The sequence below is a fragment of the Variovorax paradoxus genome (assembly GCF_024734665.1).
GTDB lineage: Bacteria > Pseudomonadota > Gammaproteobacteria > Burkholderiales > Burkholderiaceae_C > Variovorax.
This window is the reverse complement of record NZ_CP102931.1, coordinates 5,910,535-5,932,707: the sequence shown is the minus strand read 5'-3', so window position 1 is coordinate 5,932,707 and position 22,173 is coordinate 5,910,535. Positions and strand designations below refer to the sequence as shown.

The 22,173-nt window shown below is 65.2% G+C and carries 21 protein-coding genes and 2 riboswitches; of the genes, 17 read left to right on the top strand and 4 right to left on the bottom strand.

From position 1 onward, the window contains the following. Positions 1-16: 16 nt before the first annotated feature. From NWF24_RS27965 to NWF24_RS27955, 3 genes are read right to left on the bottom strand one after another with little or no spacing between them, the layout of a single operon-like run. On the bottom strand, positions 17-1,219 hold the full coding sequence (locus NWF24_RS27965; protein ID WP_258351378.1) for an aminotransferase-like domain-containing protein: 1,203 nt from the start codon (positions 1,217-1,219) through the stop codon (positions 17-19). 60 nt (positions 1,220-1,279) lie between these two features. Beyond that, positions 1,280-2,218: a DMT family transporter gene (locus tag NWF24_RS27960; RefSeq protein ID WP_375338420.1), complete on the bottom strand. Its 939-nt coding sequence runs from the start codon at positions 2,216-2,218 to the stop codon at positions 1,280-1,282. An 8-nt stretch (positions 2,219-2,226) separates the two neighbouring features. Continuing rightward, positions 2,227-2,826 (bottom strand): LysE family translocator, encoded by a 600-nt coding sequence (locus NWF24_RS27955; RefSeq protein ID WP_258351376.1) that lies wholly within the window; start codon positions 2,824-2,826, stop codon positions 2,227-2,229. A 113-nt stretch (positions 2,827-2,939) separates the two neighbouring features. Here NWF24_RS27955 and NWF24_RS27950 point away from each other — a divergent pair, with 113 nt between their 5' ends. The 3 genes from NWF24_RS27950 to NWF24_RS27940 all read left to right on the top strand — a co-directional run bounded on the left by NWF24_RS27950 (position 2,940) and on the right by NWF24_RS27940 (position 6,553). Beyond that, positions 2,940-4,385, top strand: coding sequence for an aminotransferase-like domain-containing protein (locus tag NWF24_RS27950; RefSeq protein ID WP_258351375.1), 1,446 nt, complete (start codon positions 2,940-2,942; stop codon positions 4,383-4,385). A 92-nt stretch (positions 4,386-4,477) separates the two neighbouring features. Next, positions 4,478-5,227, top strand: a complete 750-nt coding sequence (locus NWF24_RS27945) for a PhaM family polyhydroxyalkanoate granule multifunctional regulatory protein (RefSeq protein ID WP_258351374.1) — start codon at positions 4,478-4,480, stop codon at positions 5,225-5,227. Between the two features lie 45 nt (positions 5,228-5,272). Next, a complete protein-coding gene (locus NWF24_RS27940) occupies positions 5,273-6,553 on the top strand; it encodes an FIST signal transduction protein (protein WP_258351373.1) in 1,281 nt (426 codons plus the stop codon). 6 nt (positions 6,554-6,559) lie between these two features. Here the strand turns inward: NWF24_RS27940 and NWF24_RS27935 are convergent, their stop codons facing one another. Next, positions 6,560-7,861: a D-amino acid dehydrogenase gene (locus tag NWF24_RS27935; protein WP_258351372.1), complete on the bottom strand. Its 1,302-nt coding sequence runs from the start codon at positions 7,859-7,861 to the stop codon at positions 6,560-6,562. A 92-nt stretch (positions 7,862-7,953) separates the two neighbouring features. After that, positions 7,954-8,070: riboswitch (glycine riboswitch) on the bottom strand. A 3-nt stretch (positions 8,071-8,073) separates the two neighbouring features. Then, a riboswitch (glycine riboswitch) is annotated at positions 8,074-8,174 on the bottom strand. Between the two features lie 116 nt (positions 8,175-8,290). Between NWF24_RS27935 and rfbB the strand changes: the two genes are divergently transcribed. Genes rfbB through NWF24_RS27865 form a run of 14 tightly spaced genes read left to right on the top strand, consistent with a single transcriptional unit; the run spans position 8,291 to position 22,163 of the window. Continuing rightward, positions 8,291-9,370, top strand: a complete 1,080-nt coding sequence (gene rfbB / locus NWF24_RS27930) for a dTDP-glucose 4,6-dehydratase (protein WP_258351371.1) — start codon at positions 8,291-8,293, stop codon at positions 9,368-9,370. Continuing rightward, the gene (gene rfbD / locus NWF24_RS27925) at positions 9,367-10,257 is read left to right on the top strand and encodes a dTDP-4-dehydrorhamnose reductase (protein WP_258351370.1); all 891 of its coding nucleotides are present in this window, start codon (positions 9,367-9,369) and stop codon (positions 10,255-10,257) included. Before rfbB ends, rfbD begins: the two co-directional genes overlap by 4 nt. 20 nt (positions 10,258-10,277) lie before the next feature. Then, on the top strand, positions 10,278-11,174 hold the full coding sequence (gene rfbA / locus NWF24_RS27920; RefSeq protein ID WP_258351369.1) for a glucose-1-phosphate thymidylyltransferase RfbA: 897 nt from the start codon (positions 10,278-10,280) through the stop codon (positions 11,172-11,174). After that, the gene (locus NWF24_RS27915; protein WP_258351368.1) at positions 11,171-12,520 is read left to right on the top strand and encodes a glycosyltransferase family 2 protein; all 1,350 of its coding nucleotides are present in this window, start codon (positions 11,171-11,173) and stop codon (positions 12,518-12,520) included. The genes rfbA and NWF24_RS27915 overlap by 4 nt, the downstream gene beginning before the upstream one ends. A 28-nt stretch (positions 12,521-12,548) precedes the next feature. Beyond that, entirely contained in the window at positions 12,549-13,322 is a 774-nt protein-coding gene (rfbF, locus tag NWF24_RS27910; RefSeq protein WP_258351367.1) for a glucose-1-phosphate cytidylyltransferase, read from the top strand. Continuing rightward, positions 13,319-14,389 carry a CDP-glucose 4,6-dehydratase gene (gene rfbG, locus NWF24_RS27905; protein WP_258351366.1) on the top strand — a complete coding sequence of 357 codons (1,071 nt, stop codon included), beginning with the start codon at positions 13,319-13,321 and terminating at the stop codon, positions 14,387-14,389. Before rfbF ends, rfbG begins: the two co-directional genes overlap by 4 nt. Continuing rightward, on the top strand, positions 14,376-14,930 hold the full coding sequence (gene rfbC / locus NWF24_RS27900) for a dTDP-4-dehydrorhamnose 3,5-epimerase (RefSeq protein WP_258351365.1): 555 nt from the start codon (positions 14,376-14,378) through the stop codon (positions 14,928-14,930). Before rfbG ends, rfbC (NWF24_RS27900) begins: the two co-directional genes overlap by 14 nt. A gap of 1 nt (position 14,931) precedes the next feature. Next, positions 14,932-16,158, top strand: coding sequence for a class I SAM-dependent methyltransferase (locus NWF24_RS27895; RefSeq protein ID WP_258355366.1), 1,227 nt, complete (start codon positions 14,932-14,934; stop codon positions 16,156-16,158). Beyond that, positions 16,155-17,009: an NAD-dependent epimerase/dehydratase family protein gene (locus tag NWF24_RS27890; protein WP_258351364.1), complete on the top strand. Its 855-nt coding sequence runs from the start codon at positions 16,155-16,157 to the stop codon at positions 17,007-17,009. The genes NWF24_RS27895 and NWF24_RS27890 overlap by 4 nt, the downstream gene beginning before the upstream one ends. After that, entirely contained in the window at positions 16,999-18,060 is a 1,062-nt protein-coding gene (locus NWF24_RS27885; RefSeq protein ID WP_258351363.1) for a class I SAM-dependent methyltransferase, read from the top strand. The genes NWF24_RS27890 and NWF24_RS27885 overlap by 11 nt, the downstream gene beginning before the upstream one ends. After that, positions 18,057-18,797, top strand: a complete 741-nt coding sequence (locus NWF24_RS27880; protein ID WP_258351362.1) for a cephalosporin hydroxylase family protein — start codon at positions 18,057-18,059, stop codon at positions 18,795-18,797. Before NWF24_RS27885 ends, NWF24_RS27880 begins: the two co-directional genes overlap by 4 nt. 23 nt (positions 18,798-18,820) lie before the next feature. Then, the gene (gene rfbC / locus NWF24_RS27875) at positions 18,821-19,363 is read left to right on the top strand and encodes a dTDP-4-dehydrorhamnose 3,5-epimerase (RefSeq protein ID WP_258351361.1); all 543 of its coding nucleotides are present in this window, start codon (positions 18,821-18,823) and stop codon (positions 19,361-19,363) included. Between the two features lie 17 nt (positions 19,364-19,380). Then, the gene (locus NWF24_RS27870) at positions 19,381-20,844 is read left to right on the top strand and encodes a UbiA family prenyltransferase (RefSeq protein ID WP_258351360.1); all 1,464 of its coding nucleotides are present in this window, start codon (positions 19,381-19,383) and stop codon (positions 20,842-20,844) included. Further along, positions 20,841-22,163: an FAD-binding oxidoreductase gene (locus tag NWF24_RS27865; protein WP_258351359.1), complete on the top strand. Its 1,323-nt coding sequence runs from the start codon at positions 20,841-20,843 to the stop codon at positions 22,161-22,163. The genes NWF24_RS27870 and NWF24_RS27865 overlap by 4 nt, the downstream gene beginning before the upstream one ends. Positions 22,164-22,173: the final 10 nt, after the last annotated feature.

The window sequence follows — 22,173 nt, the reverse complement described above, 5'->3', positions numbered from 1 at the left end:
CTCCTGGGTTGTGCTTTCAGACCTGCGCGGCGGCCAGCTTTGTGTCGCCGAGCAGCACCAGCTCTTCGCGCAGCGTCTGCGCCAGCGCGGCGATGGCGGTGTCGATTTCGTCCTCGCTGGCCGTCACGAACGACAGGCGCAGCGTGCGCGGATCGCCTTCGCCCGCGTAGAACGGCGCGCCGGGCACGAAGGCCACGTTGCGCTCCACCGCCTTGGGCAGCAGCGTCACGGTGTCGATGCCCTCGGGCAGGCGCGCCCACAGGAACATGCCGCCCTTGGGCGCGTTGAACTTCACGTCCAGGCCGGCCATCTCGCGCTTGAGCGCGGCGATCATCGCGTCGCGCTGGCGCTTGTAGAGGGCGCGGATGGTGGGCACGTGGCGGTCGAGGAACTTGTCCTTCATCACGGCCGAGACCATGCGCTGCGTGAAGATCGGCGTGTGCAGGTCGACCGCCTGCTTGGCCTGCAGCAGCTTCGGGTAGATGGACTTGGGCGCCACCAGGAAGCCCAGGCGCAGGCCGGGGGCCAGCACCTTCGAGAACGAGCCCAGGTAGATCACGCCTTCGGGGTTGCGCGCGGCCAGCGGCAGCGGCGGGGCTTCGTCGAACCAGAGTTCGCCGTAGGGGTTGTCCTCGACGATGGGCAGGTTGGCAGCAGCGGCGGCGGCCGACACGGCAGCGCGTCGCTCTTCGGTCATGGTGCGGCCGGTGGGGTTCTGGAAGTTGGGCAGCAGGTAGACGAAGCGTGCGTCCCTGGCCTTGGCCACCAGGTCTTCGACGATCACGCCGTCGTCGTCGCTGGCCACGCCCACGGGGTGCGGCTCCATCGGGCCGAAGGCCTGCAGCGCGCCGAGGTAGGTGGGCGTTTCGACCAGCACCTTGCTGCCCGGATCGATCAGCACCTTGGCCACGAGGTCGAGGCCCTGCTGCGAGCCGGTGGTGATGAGCACCTGCGAGGCGTCGACGTCCCACGGCAGCATGTCGGCCACGGCCTGGCGCAGCGGCGCGTAGCCTTCGCTGGCGGCGTATTGCAGGGCGGCCTGGCCGTCGTTGTGCAGCACTTCGGCGCAGGCGTCGGCAAAAGCCTGGATCGGGAAGGTCTTGGGCGAGGGCAGGCCGCCGGCCAGGCTGATGATGCCGGGGCGCTCGGTGACCTTGAGGATTTCGCGCAGCACCGAGGGATTCATCTTGGCGGCGCGGGCGGCGAGTTTCCAGTTCATGGCTTTCTTCTTTCAGGCGGTGAGGTGAGATTCGAATAATGCAGGCGGGCGCAGCGGCGCTCAATCCGGCTGGATGTCGCCACGGTATACGACGCGGGCCTTGTTGTCTTGCGGCTGCGAGAGGCGCTTGCCGATGACCACAGTGGCCACCACCGCGACGGCAAAGCCCAGCGTGACCATGTCGAGCGGCTCGCCCAGCAGCGGGATCGACGCGAGGATCGAGAGAAAGGGCTGCAGCAATTGGGTCTGACTCACGCGCAGCGCGCCGCCCAGGGCCAGGCCGCGATACCAGGCGAAGAAGCCGATCCACATAGAGAACGTGCCGACGTAGACAAAGCCCAGCCACGAGGCCGTGGCAACGGGCTGTTGCGGCCACAGCGCCAGCGTGGCCGGCAGCGTGAAGGGCAGCGCCATCACGCAGACCCAGCAGATCACGCGCTCGGCGCCCAGCGACGGCGTGACCTGCGCGCCGTAGATGTAGCCGATGGAGGCGGCGATGACCGCGCCGACCAGCAGCAGATCGGCCCACTCGAAGCCGAAGCCATGGCCGCTCTGGCTCGCGCGCAGCACCGAGAAAGCCACCACCAGCAGGCTGCCCGCGATGGCGCAGAGCCAGAAGCCGAGCCGCGCTCGCTGGTGCAGCACCCAGGCCGCGACGGCGGCCGTGACCAGCGGCAGCAGGGCAGTCACCACTGCCGCGTGGCTGGCGGTGACCACGCGCAGCGCATATGCCAGCAGCAGCGGAAAGCCGATGGCATTGCCCAGCACCGCGAAGGCCAGCGGCTTCCACTGGTGCGCAGCAGGCCGCGGCGAGCGCGTTACCAGCAGGAAGATGGCCGACAGCACGCCCGCCAGCGCCGCGCGCCCGAGCGTGACGAACCACGGCGACAGCTGCGGTGCGTCTTGCGTGCCGGTGGCCAGGCGCGTCATCGGCAGCGTGACGGCGAACATGGCCACGCCGACAACGCCGAGCCACATGCCCAGCGTTTCGTCTTTCATGGCGAGCTTCATACGCTCACCATCCACCAGGCTGTCAGCACCAGTACCAGGCCCATCGCGCGGTTGAACCACAGCAGCCGCGAACCCTTGGCCAGCCATTCGCGCAGCAGCGCGCCGACCAGTGCATAGGCGAAGTTGCTGACGAAGGCATAGGTCAGCATCACCGGCGCCACGATGGCGAAGCGGCGCAGCGCATCGGGCTGCCCGGCGATCCAGCCGGCCACCAGCGTGAGCGCCAGCAGCCAGGCCTTGATGTTCACGAACTGCAGCATCACGCCCTGGCCGAAGCCGACTGACAGCTTGGCGCCGTCGGCCTTGCCGAGCGTGGCGCTGCCGCTGAGCTTGTACGCGAGCCACAGCAGGTAGCCGATGCCCAGCGCCTTGATGGCCAGGCGCAGCGAAGGCATTGCCACCACCAGCGCGCCGATGCCGGCGGCGCACAGCGCCAGCAGCAGCGTCCAGCCGACTGGCACCGCGACCACGAAGCGCATGGCGCGCGGCAGGCCGCCATTGGCCGCCAGGGCGGTGGAGAGCGTGGTGTTGGGACCGGGCGAGAAACTCATCGCCGTGGCCAGCACCAGCAGCGCGGTGAATTCTTGCCAGTTCATGACACACACTCTAAACTTGAGACCATTACAGTTCCAGTACAGTTGGTCGAACAATCGGGCAATCTGTATTGGTCACTCCTTCGACACAGAAGCCGGCACAGCCCAAAAAACGCATGCTGACACGCACCTCCACACAGTCGCTGACGGGGCAACTGGCCGACCGCCTGGCCGAGCGCATCCGCACCCGCCTGCTGCCGCCCGGCGCCCGCCTGCCCTCGGTGCGCGAATGCGCCCGGCAGCAGGGCGTGAGCCCGTACACCGTCGTTGCCGCGTACGACCAGCTGCTGGCGCAGGGGCTGGTCGAGGCCCGCCGGCAGCGCGGCTTCTATGTGCGGGATTCGGCGCCGGTACAGGACGGCCGCCCGAACCACGGCGCGGACGCCGGTGGCGCGAGCGGCATGCCAGCGGCGATGGCGGTGCAGATGATGGCCTCGCGCATACCGGCCGACGCGAGCTCGCTGATACGCAGCATGTTCCACCGCCCGAGCGACAAGCCGCAGCCGGGCATGGGCGTGTTTCCGCCGGACTGGATGTCGTCCACCTTCATGCCCACGGCCGTGCGGCGCATGACCAGTACAGCCGCCCTGCAGGAGCTGTCGCTCCAGTACGGCGAGCCGGCCGGCGACATGAGCCTGCGGCGCAGCCTCTCGCAGAAGCTGGTGGGCATCAACGTGCCGGCCTCGCCCGACCAGATAGTGACCACCATCGGCGCCACGCATGCGCTGGACATCGTGAGCCGCACGCTGCTGCGCGCGGGCGACCCGGTGATGGTCGAGGAGCCGGGCTGGGCGCTGGAGTTCGCGCGGCTGGAGGCGCTGGGCATGCGCATCCTGCCGGTGCCGCGGCGCGCCGACGGGCCCGACCTGGAGGTGATGGCGCAGTACTGCGCGCTGCACAGCCCAAAGCTTTTCGTCAGTGTGAGCGTGCTGCACAACCCGACCGGCTACAGCCTCACGCCGGGCAGCGCGCACCGCGTGCTGAAGCTGGCCAACGAATACGACTTCCACATCGTCGAGGACGACACCTACAGCCACCTTGCGCCCGAGCACGCCACCCGGCTCAGCGCGCTCGACGGGCTGCAGCGCACCATCTACGTGAGCGGCTTCGCGAAGATCCTGGCGCCCAACTGGCGAATCGGCTTCCTGGCGGCGCCGCCCGCGCTGAAGGAGCGGCTGCTGGAAACCAAGCTGCTGGCCACGCTCACCTCGCCCACGCTGTTCGAGCGGGCTTTGTCGTGGTGCATCGACCAGGGGCAGCTGCGCCGGCACTCGGAGCGCGTGCGCATCCGCCTCGACGGGGCGCGGGGGCGGGCGGTGAAGCTGGCGATGTCGCACGGCTGCACCTTCGCCTCGGAGCCGGCTGGGCTGTTCGGCTGGGTCGATACGGGCGTGGACACCGATGCGCTCACGCAGCGCATGCTCGACCAGGGCTACCTGCTGGCGCCAGGCTCGCTGTTCCATGCGCGCCGGCCGCCGAGCACCATGATGCGGATCAACTTCGCCACGTCGCAGGATGCGACCTTCTGGAAGGTCTTCAGCAAGGTCCGAAACGAGCTCTGACGGCAGGTAAAAGGTGGGGAGGTCCAGGCCAAAAGGCCGGAGGCTTGGAGTAAGCTGGCAACACAAGAAAACCCACCCAGGAGACCACCCGCATGAGCACCGCCAGCAAGCCCTTCGACTTCAGCCAGTTCGTCCCCGGATTCGACTTCCTGAAGAACCTCGCCGGTGGCGCCGCATCGGGCACGGGAGCCGGTTCTGTGCCGGGAATCCCGAGCCTCGCGAGCTGGGTGGCGCCCACGCTGAGCGTGGAAGAAGTCGACAAGCGCATCCAGGAGCTCAAGACGGTGCAGTACTGGCTCGAGCAGAACGGCCATGCCCTCAAGGCCACGATCCAGGCGCTCGAAGTGCAGAAGATGACGTTGTCGACGCTGCGCGGCATGAACGTGCGGATGGAAGACATCGCCAGCGCGTTCACCAAGCAGGCAGCCGCGATGGCGCCGGCGCCTGCCGCGGCAGCTCCGGAGCCCGAACCCGAAGAGGTCGAGGAAGAGGACGAGATGCCCGAAGAAGAGGCTCCAGCACCGACGAAGCCGCGCAGCAGGCCGGCTTCGGCCAAGGCAAAGACCGCGGCGGCCGACGGCGCCGGCGTGGTCGATCCCATGCAGTGGTGGGGCTCGCTCACCGAACAGTTCCAGCAGATCGCCAGCTCGGCGCTGCAGGACGCGGCCCAGCTGAAGGTGCCGGCCATGGCCCAGCCGCTGGCCGATGCGGTCGGCAAGGTCATGGGCAAGCCGGCAACAACGGCCGCCCGCAAGCCTGCTGCGGCCAAGAAGGCTGCAGCGCCGGCTGCCAAAAAGAAGACATCGACAGCCGCGCGCAAGCGAACCTCCGCCCGGCGTTGACGTCATACACATCCATTTGTTGAAGAGAACGGGTTGGCACGCATCATGAAGTTGTTTCCCTCCGGTCATGCCACCCATCCGCAATGGCGCATGGCGGCCGGCCTCGTGCTGGCCCAGCTGCGCGCACAGATGGCCCTGCCCGACTACGCCTCGTCGCCGACGCTGGGGCTGCTCTACATCACCGACCACTATGCGAGCGAGGCGCAGGACATCCTCGACCACCTGAGCGCCGAGCTGCCCGAAGTGACCGACTGGTCGGGCACCGTCGGCATCGGCGTGTCGGCCAACAACGCCGAGTATTTCGACGAACCCGGCATGACCTTGATGCTCTGCGCGCTGCCGAGCGACCAGTACCGCGTGTTCTCCGGCGTGGCACCGCTGGGCAATTCGGAAATGAGCGGCTTCGAGGCGCACACGGCGCTGGTGCATGCCGACCCGGCAACGCCCGACCTGGCCGAGCTGATCGCCGAGATGGCGGGGCGCACCGATACAGGCTATCTGTTCGGCGGGTTGTCTTCGGGGCGCGGCAGTGCGCTGCAGTTCGCCGTTGGCGGTAACGGCAACATCCGCGGGCACGGGGCGGCGGGCGGGGTGTTTTCGGGCGGCCTGTCGGGCGTGGTGTTCGGCGAAGGCGTGCGGCTGGTGTCGCGCGTCACGCAGGGCTGCCAGCCGCTGCGCTCGGGGGCGGTGCGCGAGCGCGAGATCACCGAGGCCGACGGCAATCTGCTGCTGAAGCTCGACGGCGAGCCTGCGCTCGACGTGCTGCTGGCCGATCTGCAGGTGTCGCTCGAACGCCCACAGGAGGCCATCGACGCCGTGCGCAACACGCTGGTCGGCCTGGCCGATGCCGGTAGCGACGGCATCCGCCGCACCGGCGACCTGGGCGCCGACGTGCTGGTGCGCCACATCATCGGGCTGGACCCGACGCGGCGCGGCATCGCCATTGCCGACGTGGCCGAAGCCGGCATGCGGCTGACCTTCTGCCGCCGCAACGCGCAGGCCGCGCGGGCCGACCTGATGCGCATCTGCGCGGAAATCCGCGAGGAGCTGGAGCCCGAAGAGCAGACGCTCGCCACCGCGCGCGCCGTGGCTGCGGGCGAGGCCGAGGCGGCGCCGCATCCGGCACGGCGCATCGCAGGGGCGGTGTATGTGAGCTGCTCCGGGCGCGGCGGGCCGCACTTCGGCGCACCGGGCGCCGAATTGCAGATCGTGCGGCATGCGCTGGGCGATGTGCCGCTGGTCGGGTTCTTCGCTGCGGGCGAGATTGCCCGACACCATCTGTATGGCTATACCGGGGTGTTGACGGTGTTCACTGCCAACGATTGAACGCGGTCAGGCCGGTTGCAGCGTTCGCGGCGCGGGCGCCGGCATTCCCGTAAAGGTGAAATCGACCTCCGGCGCCAGCCCGCTCACGATCCGCGCAATCGACTTGCCCGAGCCACAGGCATGCGTCCAGCCGAGCGTGCCGTGGCCCGTATTGAGGAACAGGTTCGGCAGTTTTGTCTTGCCGATCAGGGGCACGTTGCTCGGCGTGGCGGGGCGCAGGCCGGTCCAGAACTGGGCTTGCGTGGTGTCGCCGGCGCCGGGGAACAGTTCTTCGACGCGGCGCACGATGGCTTCGCAACGCACGCGGTTCAGGTCGCGGTCGTAGCCGTTGAGTTCGGCCGTGCCGGCAATGCGCAGGCGGTCGCCCGACTCCGAGGTGTAGCGCGAGAACACGAGCTTGAATTCGTCGTCGGTCAGCGAGACCTGGTGGGCCTTCGATGCGTCCTTGACCGGCAGCGTCACCGAATAGCCCTTGGCCGGGTAGATCGGCAGGCGGATGCCCAGCGGCGCCGCATACAGCGGACTCAGCGAACCCATCGCCAGCACGAAGGCATCGCCGCGAATACGCTGGAAGCGGCCTTCGCTGTCGGTGGCTTCGACGTGGTCGATGCTGCCGCCGGCCTCGCGCAGCGCGGTCACGGTGTGGCTCATCAGGAACTTCACGCCCGCCGCAGTGGCCAGGCCCACAAGCTCACGCGCGAAGCGGTTGGCGTCGCCGGACTCGTCCTCGGCCGTGTAGGTGGCGCCGGCCAGCTGCGGGCGGATGTGGGCGAGGGCGGGCTCGATCTTTACGGCCTCGTCGGCCGAGATGACCTGGCGCTCGCAGCCCAGGGCACGCATCTGCTCGGCGGGCGCGAGGGCGCCGTCGAACTCTTTTTGCGTCGTGTAGAAGTGCAGGATGCCCTGCGTGCGCTGGTCGTAGTTGAGGCCGGTGTCGCGGCGCAACTGTTGCAACATCGAGCGGCTGTATGTTCCGAGACGCACGATCTGCTCGATGTTGTGACGGGTGCGCGCTGGCGTGCATTCGCGCAGGAACTGAAGGCCCCAGAGCCATTGGCGCATGTCGGCGCGGATGCGGAAGAGCAGCGGGGCGTCTTCCTTGCCCAGCCATTGCAGCACCTTGAGCGGTGCGCTGGGGTTGGCCCAGGGCTCGGCGTGGCTGACGGAGATCTGCCCACCGTTGGCGAAGCTGGTTTCGGCGGCCGGGGTGGCCTGCCGGTCGATCACGGTCACTTCGTGGCCGAGTTGCTGGAGGTAGTAAGCCGAGGTCACGCCGAGCAGGCCGGCGCCAAGAACGATCACGCGCATTTCAAGTACCTTTGAGGTTGCAGCGCTTGAGCGACGGGCGTGGTGTGCTATTGAATGAATAGCAAAGCAACCGGACGACCGTAGTCCAAGTTGCCGCTCCCCCTGTCCTCGGTACCTGAGAGATTCACCCGCTGCGCCCGCAGAGGGTTTGCTCCTTCGGTGCATCACGACCACGTTGGGCGGTGTGATGGCTCTCCAGACGGCGTTTCAGTTGGTGCAGTACAGGTCCCTTGTTCGGACCGACCTGAGCGTTTATGGGAGTTTGCGCCTTCGGTGGGGCCACCGGGGTGGCCCGCTCTCCTGCAGTGGGGCGATTGTAGGCGGGGCCTGCGCGGGCGCCAACCTTTGATTTCTCTCCTCTGGCCCGATGGGATAATCGCCTGTTGATTTGCCGCAAGGCGATCGTTCCATATATCAGCAGGGGACTTCATGATCCTGGTTACTGGCGGCGCCGGCTTCATCGGCGCCAATTTCGTACTCGACTGGATCGCCAACGGCGACGAGCCGGTCGTGAACCTCGACAAGCTGACCTACGCAGGCAACCTCGAGACACTCGCGTCGCTCAAGAACAACCCGAGGCACATCTTCGTGCAGGGCGACATCGGCGACAGCGCTTTGGTCGACCGCCTGCTGGCCGAGCACAAGCCGCGTGCAGTCGTGAACTTTGCCGCCGAATCGCACGTGGACCGCTCCATCCACGGCCCCGAAGACTTCGTGCAGACCAACGTGCTGGGCACCTTCCGCCTGCTCGAATCCGTGCGCGGCCACTGGAGCGCGCTGCCGGCCGAGCAGAAGACCGCCTTCCGCTTCCTGCACGTGTCCACCGACGAGGTCTACGGCTCGCTCTCCAAGACCGACCCCGCCTTCACCGAAGAGAACAAGTACGAACCCAACAGCCCCTACTCGGCCAGCAAGGCCGCCAGCGACCACCTCGTGCGCGCCTGGCACCACACCTACGGCCTGCCGGTGCTGACCACCAACTGCTCCAACAACTACGGCCCCTTCCACTTTCCCGAGAAGCTCATCCCGCTGATGATCGTCAACGCGCTGGCCGGCAAGAGCCTGCCCGTGTACGGCGACGGCATGCAGGTGCGCGACTGGCTCTACGTGAAGGACCACTGCAGCGCCATCCGCCGCGTGCTCGAAGCCGGCAAGCTCGGTGAGACCTACAACGTGGGCGGCTGGAACGAGAAGCCCAACATCGAGATCGTCAACACCGTGTGTGCGCTGCTCGACGAGCTGCGCCCCAGGGCTGACGGCAAGCCCTACAAGGAACAGATCACCTACGTCACCGACCGCCCCGGCCACGACCGCCGCTACGCCATCGACGCGCGCAAGCTCGAGGCCGAGCTCGGCTGGAAGCCCGCCGAGACCTTCGACACCGGCATCCGCAAGACCGTCGAGTGGTATCTGGCCAATGGCGAGTGGGTGCGCAATGTGCAAAGCGGCGCCTACCGCGAGTGGGTCGAGAAGCAATACGACGCAGCACCTGCGAAGGCCGCGGCATGAAGTTGCTGCTGCTGGGCAAGGGCGGACAGGTCGGCTGGGAGCTGCAGCGCAGCCTGGCGCCCCTGGGTGAACTGGTCGCGCTCGACTTCGACAGCACCGATTTCAACGCCGACTTCAGCCGCCCCGAGCAACTGGCCGAGACAGTATTGAAGGTTCGCCCCGACGTGATCGTCAATGCGGCGGCGCATACGGCCGTCGACAAGGCCGAGAGCGAGCCCGAGTTTGCGCGCAAGCTCAACGCCACCTCGCCGGGAATCGTGGCCGAGGCGGCCCAGCAGATCGGCGCGCTGATGGTTCACTACTCGACTGATTACGTCTTTGACGGCAGCGGCACGAAGCCCTGGAAGGAAGACGATGCGACCGGCCCGCTCAGCGTGTACGGGCGCACCAAGCTCGAAGGCGAGCAACTGGTGGCCCAGAACTGCGCCAAGCACCTGATCTTCCGCACCAGCTGGGTGTACGCCGCGCGCGGGGGCAACTTCGCCAAGACGATGCTGCGGCTGGCGAAGGAGCGCGACAAGCTGACCGTCATCGACGATCAGTTCGGCGCGCCTACGGGTGCAGAGCTGTTGGCTGACGTGACGGCGCATGCCATCCGGGCGACGCTGCGGGACCCTGGGAAGGCGGGGCTGTATCACGCGATTGCCGGCGGTGAAACGACATGGCATGGCTACGCGCGCTTCGTGCTCGAGCAAGCCAAGGCGGCGGGTGTCGAACTCAAGGCCGGGCCGGAGGCCGTCGAGGCCGTGCCGACCAGCGCCTTCCCGACCCCGGCCAAGCGCCCGCACAACTCGCGCCTGGACACCACCAAGCTGCAGGCCACGTTCGGCCTGCGCCTGCCGCCTTGGCAGGAAGGCGTTGCGCGCATGCTGCGCGAGATTCTTTGAACTTTCACGAGAAAAAGAACATGACCAAGACGACGCAACGCAAAGGCATCATCCTCGCTGGGGGCTCGGGCACCCGCCTGCACCCCGCCACGCTGGCACTCAGCAAGCAGCTGCTGCCGGTGTACGACAAGCCGATGATCTATTACCCGCTGAGCACCTTGATGCTGGGCGGCATGCGCGACATCCTGATCATCAGCACGCCGCAGGACACGCCGCGGTTCCAGCAACTGCTGGGGGACGGGAGCCAGTGGGGCATCAACCTGCAGTACGCGGTGCAGCCCAGCCCCGATGGCCTGGCGCAGGCGTTCATCATCGGGGACAAGTTCGTGGGCAACGATCCCAGTGCGCTCGTGCTGGGGGACAACATCTTCTACGGGCACGACTTCGCGCATCTGCTGTCGGACGCCGATACCAAGCAGAGCGGTGCCACCGTGTTTGCGTACCACGTGCAGGACCCTGAGCGCTATGGCGTGGTCGCGTTCGATGCCAATGGCAAGGCCAGCAGCATCGAGGAAAAACCACTCAAGCCCAAGAGCAACTACGCTGTCACGGGGCTGTACTTCTACGACAACCATGTGGTGGATATTGCCAAGGCCGTGAAGCCCAGCGCGCGAGGCGAGTTGGAGATCACCGCAGTGAACCAAGCCTATCTCGACCGCGACCAGTTGAATGTGCAGATCATGCAGCGAGGCTACGCATGGCTGGATACAGGCACGCACGACAGTCTGCTGGAAGCGGGGCAGTTCATTGCGACGCTGGAGCATCGGCAGGGGTTGAAGATTGCCTGCCCGGAAGAGATCGCGTGGCGCAATGGATTCATTGATAGTGCCCAGCTCGAGAAGCTCGCCGCGCCGCTTGAGAAGAGCGGGTATGGCAAATACCTGAGGCACCTGTTGACGGACAAGGTGCGTTCGTGAGCGGTCATGAGTTGCTGACCAAGGAGTCAACTCACACAATCACGGTCATCATTCCCACCTTCAATCGGCGGGTGCAGCTGCAGAAGGCAATTGAAAGCGTCCTGCAGGAACGCCGTGTGCCGGTGCTGGTGCACGTGTTCGACAACGCCTCGACGGACGAAACCGAGGCGTACGTGTGTTCTCTCATGGCGCAGGACCCTCGCGTACGCTACCTGAGGCGGCCCGAGAATATCGGCTCCACCGGTAACTACCAGGACGCGCTGGCGCATGTTTCGACGGCCTATTTCGTACCCTTGGCGGACGACGACTGGTTGCTGCCCGATTTTTTGCATGATGCCTACCAAATCCTTGAGGAGTATCGGGAGGCTGGGGCTGCCGTATTCGTGACGGAGGCACGGGATGGGACTGGCGCGCTTCTTCACACCTATCCTGCGCCTCTCGACAAGTTGCACTTTGGCTTGTTGCAGCCGCGCGAGCATCTGACCGATTGGATGACTCATCTTCACTACGGATGGAGTTCTGTCCTATGGCGCAGAGAAGCCTTGGCCAGCGTGGGGCACCCGTATCTATGTACGGGACTGCCAAGCGATGTTGATTTTCAGGTTCAGATTTTTTGTCAATATCCAGTCTACTTGTGCAAACGGCCAGGCGCTGTTTATTTGATCCACGCGGGCCAAGCTAGTCACGATTTTGACGTTTCTCACATCCATTCCTGGGCTTTGTTGTTTCAACGACTGGACCGAGAGATCAGTCGGCGAAAGATCTTCACGCTAGAGGAGTATCTGCCACTTCGAAAGCTGCTTGAGGAACGGTATCGGGGTGCTTGGCGAGCACCCGCAAAAATTGAGCTATCTGCCAAGGAGCGAAGCTCTGCTGCATCGGCCGTTGGATTTCGACTCGGTGATTGGGACACGGCTTTTTCATTGATTGACGCCGAGCGAACTGAGTTCACCTCGACGGGCAGCGATGTTTTCCGGTTTCCCGCTGCCGGTCGCAAAATGCCAACTCAACTGGCTGGCACGGCGGACAAGCCAGCAGACTTGATCGAATCGGTCATTGCCTGGATGAAATCGGCCGCTCAGAACGCAGAGCTTCTGGAGCGAGAGATCGGCGTGGCTGCACAGCAAAGATCGGATATGCATGCAGAGCTTTCTAACGAGATCCTTCGACTGTCACGTCAGCATGATGAGTTGGTTGCGGAACTTTCTGCATCAAGGAATCGGGAGCGCGCCGCTTTCTCGTTGTCCGAGGGGGCTGAGCAGGGGCGCTTGGCAGCTGAACGGCAATTGAACGAGCTAAACGGACGCATCTTCGTAAAAATCGGAAAGAAGCTGAGGCTTCTTTAGTTGCAAGAACGCAAAGGGTCTTAGTCGCATGAAAGCAGTCATTTTGGCGGGCGGCCTGGGTACGCGCATTTCCGAAGAGACGCATCTCAAGCCGAAGCCCATGATCGAGATCGGTGCCAAGCCCATGCTGTGGCACATCATGAAGCTGTACTCGGCCTACGGCATCCACGACTTCATTATCTGTTGCGGCTACAAGGGCTACGTCATCAAGGAGTACTTCGCCAACTACTTCCTGCACATGTCCGACGTGACCTTCGACATGCGCAGCAACGAAATGCACGTTCACCAGCGCAAGGCCGAACCCTGGAAAGTCACGCTCGTCGACACCGGCGACGAGACTATGACGGGTGGACGCCTTAAGCGCGTCGGCGAATACCTCAAGGACGACGATGCCTTCTGCTTCACCTATGGCGACGGCGTGGCCGATCTGCGAATCGACAAGCTGATCGACTTTCATCGCGCCCACGGGCGCCTGGCCACGGTCACGGCGGTGCAGCCCGCCGGGCGCTATGGCGCGATCGAACGCGATGGCGATGTCGTGCGGGGGTTCATCGAGAAGCCGCGCGGCGACGGCGGCTGGATCAACGGCGGGTTCTTCGTCCTGTCGCCCCGATGCCTTGACTACATCGAAGGTGACCAGTCCAGTTGGGAAGGGCAACCGCTGGCCCGCATCTCCGGGGAGGGCCAGCTGATGGCCTTCGAACACGCCGGCTTCTGGCAGCCGATGGACACGCTGCGCGACAAGAACCACCTGGAGCAGCTCTGGTCCACCCATTCGGCGCCGTGGAAGGTGTGGCCGTGACCCCCTCGTTCTGGCAGGGCCGCCGCGTGTTGGTAACCGGGCATACCGGCTTCAAGGGAAGTTGGCTGGCGATGTGGCTGCATGCGCTCGGTGCCGAAGTCCACGGCTTCTCGCTGCCGCCGCCAACGCCGACCAACCTGTTCACGCAGGCACGCGTCGCCGATCTGCTGCAGAGCCATGCGATTGCGGACGTGCGCGACGGCCAAGCGCTCAAACATGCCGTTCGCGAGGCGATGCCGGAGATCGTTTTTCATCTGGCCGCGCAGCCCCTGGTTCGGTACTCCTACCAGGAACCGGCCGAGACCTATGCCACCAACGTGATGGGCACCGTCAACCTGCTGGAGGCTGTCCGCGCCTGCGAGGGCGTGCGCGCGGTCTTGAATGTCACGACCGACAAGTGCTACGACAACCGCGAGTGGCTTTGGGGCTACCGGGAAAGCGAAGCGCTTGGCGGGGCCGACCCCTATTCGAGCAGCAAGGCGTGCGCCGAGCTGGTGACAGCTGCCTACCGGACTTCTTTCCTCGCGCAGGCCGGCGTGGCGGTCGCCACAGCACGGGCCGGCAACGTGATCGGCGGCGGCGACTGGGCCGACGATCGACTCGTTCCCGATTTCTTCCGCGCTCTCCAGGCACAACGTGCGCTCGATGTGCGTTATGCCGGTGCCATCCGACCCTGGCAGCATGTGCTGGAGCCGCTCTCGGGTTATCTGATGCTGGCCGAGCGCCTCGTCCAGGGCGACGCGCTGGCGGCCTCCGCCTGGAACTTCGGCCCCGCCGACGAGGACGCCATCCCCGTGCGCCAGCTCTTGGACCGCCTGGTCGGCAAGGTGCCAGGCACGCAGTGGCGGGAAACGCATGCCAAGACCGTGCACGAGGCCGGCTACCTCAAGCTCGACAGCAGCAGGGCACGCAGCGAACTGGGATGGCATCCCCGCTGGAGGCTCGACGAGGCGCTCGACAGGATCGTCGAATGGGATCGCGCCTGGCGTGCGGGTGAAGACATGCAGGCGATCAGCCTGGGGCAGATCGCGGCGCACGAACGCGGGGCAGCGCATGTCGCGGTTTGACGTCACCGCCACCCGCCTCAGCGGGCTCAAGCTGATACAGCGGCACAAGCTGGAGGACTCGCGCGGGTTCTTCAGCCGCTTCTTCTGTGCCGAGGAACTGGCCTCTGCGGGGTTTTCGCAGCCGGTCGCCCAGATGAATCACACCTTGACGCACCGGCGCGGATCTGTGCGCGGGCTGCATTTCCAGTACCCGCCGCATGCCGAGGACAAGCTGGTCAGTTGCCTGCGCGGCAAGGTCTTCGACGTTGCCGTCGATCTGCGCAGGGATTCGCCGACCTTCCTGGCCTGGCACGCCGAAGAATTGAGCGCCGAGAACGCGCGCAGCCTGTTCATCCCCAAGGGATTCGCACACGGCTTCCAGACACTCGCCGACGACACCGAATTGCTGTATTTACATACCACTCCCTACGTGCAAGGCGCCGAAGGCGGGCTGAACCCCGCAGACCCCGCGCTTGCTATCGCCTGGCCGCTCGCGTTCGCAGACCTGTCCGCACGCGATGCCGCGCACCCTTTCATCCCTTCCGACTTCCGCGGTGTCTGACATGAAGTGCCGCCATTGCCACGCAGAACTGTCGCTGCAACTCATGGACCTGGGCTCATCCCCGCCTTCGAATGCCTACCTGGGCGCCGCGCAACTCGCAGCACCCGAAAAGTGGTATCCGTTGCGCGTGCTTGCCTGTTCCCAATGCTGGCTCGTCCAGACCGAGGACTACGCGCACTACGCGGAGCTCTTCTCCAGTGACTACGCCTACTTCAGTTCGTATTCGACGAGTTGGCTCGCGCACAGCAAGCGCTACGTCGATGAGGTCGTGCGGCGTTTTGCACTGTCACCAGCATCGCACGTGGTCGAGGTGGCTGCCAACGACGGCTACCTGCTCCAGTATGTGCAGCAGGCCGGTATCCCCTGCACAGGCATCGAACCGACGGCCAGCACTGCACGCGCTGCGCGCGAGAAGGGCCTGAGCGTGGTCGAGGCGTTCTTCGGCGTGGCACTGGCCCGGCAACTTGTTGCCGAGGGTAAGGCCGCGGACCTAATCGCTGCCAACAATGTGCTGGCCCACGTGCCGGACATCAACGACTTTGTGGCCGGCTTTGCTGAGCTGCTGAAGCCGCATGGCGTGGCCACCTTCGAGTTTCCGCACCTGATGCGGCTGGTGGCCGACTGTCAGTTCGACACCATCTATCACGAGCATTTTTCCTACCTGTCCCTGAGCGCGGTGCATCGACTGTTCGAGGCCAATGGCTTGTGCGTCTTCGACGTCGAGGAACTCGCCACGCATGGCGGCAGCCTGCGGGTCTTCGCGCAACGTCGCGACACGGGCGAGCATGCGGTCGAGGCAACCGTGGCGCGCCTGCTGGCCGTCGAATTGAATGCCGGACTGACGACCCCGGCCTACTACGAAGGCTTCCAGTCGCGGGCCGACGACGTGCGCGACGGCCTCGTCACCTTCCTGATCGAGGCCCGCAGGGCCGGCAAGCGCGTCGGCGCCTATGGCGCCGCGGCCAAGGGCAACACCTTGCTCAACTACGCCGGCATTCGGTCCGGCCTGCTGCCCTGGGTCGTCGACAGGAATCCCGCCAAGCAGGGCCAGTACATGCCCGGCAGCCGCATTCCGATCGTGGACGAGGCGCGCCTTCAGCGCGAAAAGCCCGACTACGTGCTGATCCTTCCCTGGAACCTCAAGGCGGAAGTGATGAGCCAGCTGGCCTACATCCGCGAGTGGGGTGGGCAATTTGTCTGCGCCGTGCCCGGCCTGGAAGTCCTATGAAGGTCGCAGTCACCGGTGCCAGCGGTTTCATCGGCCGGCACGTGGTTCGCCGGTTGTCCTTGCTGCCCGGCGTCCACGTCGTCGCCGTGTCGAGGCGCGGCGCGGGTGCCTGGCTGCCGGAGGGCGTCGCGCATGTGGCGGCCGACATGAGCGCGGCTTCCGAAGGCGCCTTCGAATGGCTGGGGCGGCCCGATGCACTCATTCATCTGGCGTGGAGCGGCTTGCCGAACTACCAATCGCGGCATCATTTCGACACGCACCTGGGCGAGCAGTACCGTTTTCTCGAACAGCTCGTGAAGGCCGGGCTGTCAACGCTGGTGTGTGCCGGCACCTGCTTCGAATACGGCATGCAATCCGGCGAGCTCGACGAATCGCTTCCGACGGATCCTCGCAACCCCTACGGCTTCGCGAAGGATGCATTGCGTCGGGAGCTCGAGTTCCTGGCCGCGGACAGCCAGGTTCGCCTGACGTGGGCGCGGCTGTTCTACATGTACGGCGAAGGGCAGGCGCCGGGCGCGTTGTACACCCAGTTCATGGCGGCCGCCGGGCGTGGCGATGCCGAGTTCCGGATGTCTGGCGGCGAGCAGTTGCGCGATTTCCTGCCCGTGGCCGACGTGGCGCAGCACCTCGTGGCCCTGGCCCTCGGCCACGCGGCGCACGGGATCGTCAATATCTGCTCGGGCCGGCCCACCTCGGTGCGCTCGCTCGTCGAGGGCTGGCGCGATTCCCTTGGCTCGCCGATCGAGCTCGCCCTGGGACACTTTCCCTATCCGAGTTACGAGCCGATGGCGTTCTGGGGCAGCAATGCAAAACTGATTCGACTGACGCGGGAGGTGGCCGATGCATCGTGAACTCTTGCGCATCGAGGGGCTGCCCGTCCTGCAGAACCGCGTGTTCGACAGCGTCGAGGCGGGCATCGGCTCGGCCCGGGGCGACATGGTCCTGGTGCGGGACGAGGTCACGGGGCTTGTCTTCAACGAGGCATTCGACCCGGCGCTGCTGACCTATGACGCCGACTACCAGAACGAGCAGGCATGCTCGTCGGTCTTCCGAGAGCACCTGGACGCCGTGCTGAGCATCATCAGGCGTCACTTTCAGACGCCGTCGCTGATCGAGGTCGGCTGCGGCAAGGGCTACTTTCTGAACCACCTGCGCGAAGCCGGCTACGAAGCGACCGGCATCGACCCCGCCTTCGAGGGTGAGAGCCCGCATGTCGTTGCCGCTCCCTTCTCGCGAGCACTCGGGCTGTCCGCGGACGCCATCGTGCTTCGCCACGTGCTCGAGCACATTCCGCGACCCTTCGAATTCCTGAAGGAGATCGCCGACGCCAATGGGGGGCAGGGCAAGATATACATCGAGGTGCCGTGCTTCGACTGGATCTGCCGGCACGGTGCCTGGTTCGACATCTTCTACGAGCACGTCAACTACTTTCGCGCGACGGACTTCGAGAGGATGTTCGAATGCATCCATGAGGCGGGACACGTGTTCGGCGGCCAGTATCTCTATGTCGTCGCAGACCTCGCATCGTTGCGGCAGGCTGTGGCGCCGCCGCGCGAGTCGATCGCGTTGCCGGCCGACTTCATGGCCGGTGTCGAACAGTGCAAGGCCCTTGCGCTCGCCGATTCCGGGCCCATGGCGATCTGGGGTGCCTCTTCCAAGGGCGTCATCTTTTCGCACCACCTTCGCGCCGCAGGCGTGAAATTCGACGTGGCGATCGACATCAACCCGGTCAAGCAAGGCAAGTACTTGGCCGGCACGGGGCTGGCCATCGTCTCTCCCGATCGCGCGCTCGAGTCGCTGCCGCCGGGCGCGCACGTGTTCGTGATGAACTCCAATTATTTCGAAGAGATCGTGGCACAGTCCTGCGGCAGATTTCGACTCGTAAAGGTAGACAAAAAATGACGTTTGACGATGAAGTGGCCGCACGCGTTGCGGCCAACGAAACCAATTCGACCTTGCAGGCGGACGCCAAGGCGCTGATCGGCTCCTCCATCCGCGCAGGCTATTCCTACAACTTCTCCTGGATGGGGCGCCCCATCATCCAGTATCCGCAGGACATCGTGGCAATGCAGGAGCTCATCTGGCGTGTGCAGCCTGACCTGATCATCGAGACGGGCATCGCGCACGGCGGCTCGCTGATCTTCTCCGCGGCGATGCTGGAGCTGAATGCGGCGTGCGGCGGCCCGGCCGATGCACGGGTGCTGGGTATCGACATCGACATCCGTTCGCACAATCGCAAGGCCATCGAGGCGCATCCCATGATGAAGCGCATTTCCATGATCGAAGGCTCGAGCATCGCGCAGGACGTGATCGACAAGGTCAAGGCCGCGGCTTCGGACAAGCAGTCCGTCCTGGTCTGCCTTGACAGCAACCACACCCATGCCCACGTGCTCGACGAACTACGCGCCTACGCGCCGCTGGTGAGCGTCGGCAGCTACTGCGTCGTGTTCGACACCATCGTGGAAGATCTGCCCGACAGCCTGTTTCCCGACCGCCCATGGGGCCCCGGCGACAATCCGAAGACAGCGGTTCACGAATTCCTCAAAACGCATGCGCATGCGTTCGAGATCGACCGGGCCATCGACAACAAGCTTCTCGTCAGCGTGGCCCCGGACGGCTACCTTCGCCGCGTGGCCTGACCCATTTGAGTTTTGGACAAATCATGAAAGCAACACCGACCGCCATACCCGACGTGCTGGTGATCGAGCCCAAGGTCTTCGGTGACGCGCGCGGCTTCTTCTTCGAGAGTTTCAACGGCAAGGCCTTCGACGAGGCCGTCGGGAAGCACGTCGAGTTCGTCCAGGACAACCATTCGCGCTCGGCCAAGGGCGTGCTGCGCGGTCTTCACTATCAGATCCAACAGCCGCAGGGCAAGCTGGTGCGTGTCGTGCGCGGGGCGGTGTTCGATGTCGCCGTCGACATCCGCAAGTCGTCTCCGACCTTTGGGCGCTGGGTGGGCGTGGAGTTGACGGACGAAAACCACAAGCAGCTCTGGGTGCCTGCCGGGTTTGCCCATGCGTTCCTGGTGTTGAGCGACACGGCCGAGTTTCTCTACAAGACCACCGATTACTACGCGCCGGCATACGAGCGCTGCATCGCGTGGAATGATCCGACCTTGAACATCGCCTGGCCTGACATGTCCCCTCAACTGTCCGCCAAGGATGCCGCCGGCGTTTCGCTGGAAAAGGCCGATCTGTTCCCATGACTGCGTTTGAGCAAACGATGAGCCTGGGCGATACACGATCGGGCCGCGCCACTGCGGGCCGCCGGGTTATCGCGGTCGACCTCGACGGAACGCTGATTCGATCGGACCTGCTGGTCGAGAGCGTCTTCCTGATGCTGCGCTACCAGCCCCTGCTGTTCCTGAAGGCGCTGTTCTGGCTGTTGAAGGGAAAAGCCTATTTCAAGCGGCGCGTCGCCGACGTGGCAACGCCGGTCATCGCCACGCTTCCCTACAACAAGCCTCTGGTGGCCTGGCTCGAGAGCCAGAAAACCCTGGGCGACGTGCATCTGGTGCTCGCAACGGCTTCCGACGCGCGGCTTGCACGCCAGGTGGCCGACCATCTGGGTATCTTCGACGAGGTGCTCGGCACCGAGGCGAAGAACCTTGCTTCTGCACACAAGCGGGATGCCCTGGTTTCCCGCTACGGCGAACAGCGCTTCGAATATGTCGGCAATTCGACCGCCGACCTGGACGTCTGGCGTTCCGCGAACGTCGCCCACGTGGTGAACCCCGAGTTCAATGTGTTGGCGCGCGCGCGCCGTCTCGGACGCTTGGGCGAGGTGTTCGACGATCGCGTGGGATACCTGCGTGTGTTGCGCAAGGCGCTGCGGCTGCACCAATGGGCCAAGAACCTTCTCGTGTTTGTACCATTGCTGGCAACGCACAAGTTGAGCCACTGGCAACTGCTGGGCGATTGTGTGCTCGCGTTCCTGTGCTTCGGTGCTTGTGCCTCCAGCGTGTACCTGCTGAACGACCTGCTCGACCTCAAGGACGACCGAAGGCACCGCACGAAGTGCAATCGGCCGCTGGCGGCCGGGACATTTCCGGTCTTCCACGCCATGGTCTGGATGCCCGCGCTGCTGGTGTTCGCGTTCGGTGCGTCGCTGCTGTGGCTGCCAGCGAGATTCGCGGTGGTCCTCGGGGTGTACTACCTCCTGACGCTGGCGTATTCGCTCTGGATCAAGCGCGTGGTCATGCTCGACGTGGTTACGCTGGCGATGCTGTACACGGTGCGCGTCGTCGCCGGCGCCGCCGCGATCGTCGCGCCGTTGACGTTCTGGATCCTGGCGTTCTGCATTTTCATGTTTCTGAGCCTGGCCTTCGTCAAGCGGTACACCGAACTCTATGAAGCCAGGGAGCAAGGGCGGGACGACGCCGCACCGGGGCGAGGCTACGAGGTCCAGGATTTCGAGCTTCTGGCGTCCCTGGGCGGGTCGTCGGGGTATCTGTCGGTGCTCGTGCTCGCCCTCTACATCAACGACGTGGCCTCGCTGCACCTGTATGGACACCCGAAGGTGCTGTGGGTGGCGTGCCCGTTGCTGTTGTTCTGGTTGAGCCGGGTCTGGTTGATCGCGCACCGGGGGCGCATGAATGACGATCCGATCGTCTTCGCACTGCGTGACCGTGTCAGCCGCTGGATCGGCATTGCGTTCGCCGCCACTTTTGTTGCAGCCGCATTTTGAACTCGTCCGCACGCCTGTCGTGGGGGCGGTATCCCCACCACCCGCAAACGGCGCACGCCGTTCATTGGCCGTCCGAGGTCGAAGGCGCTGCCGCATCCGCGCTGGCGCAAGGCAGCGGTGGCACGCTCGCGTTCGGCATGGGGCGCAGCTACGGCGACTCCTGTATGGCGGCGTCCGACCATGTCGTGGCGATGGCAGGCATGGACCGCGTGATCGCAGCGGACTGGGAAACCGGCGTGGTCGTCGCACAAGCCGGCCTCACCCTGGGAGCGCTCATCGACATCGCGCTGCCTCGGGGCTGGTTCCTGCCGGTCACACCGGGAACCAAGTTCGTCACGCTCGGCGGCGCCGTGGCCAACGACGTGCACGGCAAGAATCACCATGTGATGGGCACCTTCGGTTGCCACATCAGGCGGCTGGCGCTGTTCAGGACGCAGGACGGGGTGGTCGACTGCTCGCCGCAGGACAACGCCGAGCTGTTCCGTGCGAGCGTCGGGGGGTTGGGCCTGACCGGCATTGTGCTGTCGGTTGAAATCCAGCTGCGTCGCGTGCCTTCTGCCTACATGGCGCAGCGCTCAATCAAGTTCGGTGGACTGGACGAGTTTTTCGACCTGTCCGAGCAGCTCGATGCGCAGCACGAATATGCCGTGGCCTGGGTCGACTGCCTCGCCACCGGCCGGCAGGCGGGGCGAGGGCACTACATCGTGGGCAACCATGCACAGGAAGGTGGCTTGCAGGTCTCTTCCGCAAAGCCCAAGAGCATGCCGGTCGATCCTCCTGTGTCGCTCGTCAATGCAGCCAGCCTGCGGGTCTTCAACACGCTCTACTACCACCGGCAGCAAGCCAGGCAGGTCCACGCGACGGTCGGCTATGACCCGTTCTTCTATCCGCTCGACAAGCTGCTGCACTGGAACCGGATGTACGGGCGAGCCGGGTTTCAGCAATACCAGTGCGTTGTGCCATTCGCCAGTTCGCGGGACGCGATTCGTGCGGTGCTCGCAGAGATCGCGCGCAGCGGCAGCGGCTCTTTCCTCGCGGTGCTCAAGCGGTGCGGCGATGTTCCGTCGCCCGGACTTCTGTCCTTCCCCTTGCCGGGCGTCTCGCTGGCGCTCGACTTTGCGCAGCGCGACATTGCCAACGCACGGTTGTTCGCCAAGCTCGATGCATTGATTCACGAGGCCGGAGGACGCCTCTACCCGGCGAAGGACGCGCACATGAGCGCGGTGCATTTTCAGCAAGCCTACCCGGCCTGGCCCCAAGTCGAAGCGCTTCGCGACCCGCACCTGAAATCGCGGTTCTGGAACCGTGTAACTCCCTGAGACCCATTCC

Bases quoted from the DNA above. Each gene is read 5' to 3' on its own strand.
- rfbF (WP_258351367.1), top strand. From the start codon at position 12,549: ATGAAAGCAGTCATTTTGGCGGGCGGCCTGGGTACGCGCATTTCCGAA.
- rfbD (WP_258351370.1), top strand. From the start codon at position 9,367: ATGAAGTTGCTGCTGCTGGGCAAGGGCGGACAGGTCGGCTGGGAGCTG.
- NWF24_RS27885 (WP_258351363.1), top strand. From the start codon at position 16,999: ATGCATCGTGAACTCTTGCGCATCGAGGGGCTGCCCGTCCTGCAGAAC.
- NWF24_RS27960 (WP_375338420.1), bottom strand. From the start codon at position 2,218: ATGAAAGACGAAACGCTGGGCATGTGGCTCGGCGTTGTCGGCGTGGCC.
- NWF24_RS27880 (WP_258351362.1), top strand. From the start codon at position 18,057: ATGACGTTTGACGATGAAGTGGCCGCACGCGTTGCGGCCAACGAAACC.
- NWF24_RS27890 (WP_258351364.1), top strand. From the start codon at position 16,155: ATGAAGGTCGCAGTCACCGGTGCCAGCGGTTTCATCGGCCGGCACGTG.
- NWF24_RS27955 (WP_258351376.1), bottom strand. From the start codon at position 2,826: ATGAACTGGCAAGAATTCACCGCGCTGCTGGTGCTGGCCACGGCGATG.
- NWF24_RS27950 (WP_258351375.1), top strand. From the start codon at position 2,940: ATGCTGACACGCACCTCCACACAGTCGCTGACGGGGCAACTGGCCGAC.
- NWF24_RS27965 (WP_258351378.1), bottom strand. From the start codon at position 1,219: ATGAACTGGAAACTCGCCGCCCGCGCCGCCAAGATGAATCCCTCGGTG.
- NWF24_RS27945 (WP_258351374.1), top strand. From the start codon at position 4,478: ATGAGCACCGCCAGCAAGCCCTTCGACTTCAGCCAGTTCGTCCCCGGA.
- rfbC (WP_258351361.1), top strand. From the start codon at position 18,821: ATGAAAGCAACACCGACCGCCATACCCGACGTGCTGGTGATCGAGCCC.
- rfbB (WP_258351371.1), top strand. From the start codon at position 8,291: ATGATCCTGGTTACTGGCGGCGCCGGCTTCATCGGCGCCAATTTCGTA.
- NWF24_RS27935 (WP_258351372.1), bottom strand. From the start codon at position 7,861: ATGCGCGTGATCGTTCTTGGCGCCGGCCTGCTCGGCGTGACCTCGGCT.
- rfbA (WP_258351369.1), top strand. From the start codon at position 10,278: ATGACCAAGACGACGCAACGCAAAGGCATCATCCTCGCTGGGGGCTCG.
- NWF24_RS27895 (WP_258355366.1), top strand. From the start codon at position 14,932: ATGAAGTGCCGCCATTGCCACGCAGAACTGTCGCTGCAACTCATGGAC.
- rfbC (WP_258351365.1), top strand. From the start codon at position 14,376: ATGTCGCGGTTTGACGTCACCGCCACCCGCCTCAGCGGGCTCAAGCTG.
- NWF24_RS27870 (WP_258351360.1), top strand. From the start codon at position 19,381: ATGAGCCTGGGCGATACACGATCGGGCCGCGCCACTGCGGGCCGCCGG.
- NWF24_RS27940 (WP_258351373.1), top strand. From the start codon at position 5,273: ATGAAGTTGTTTCCCTCCGGTCATGCCACCCATCCGCAATGGCGCATG.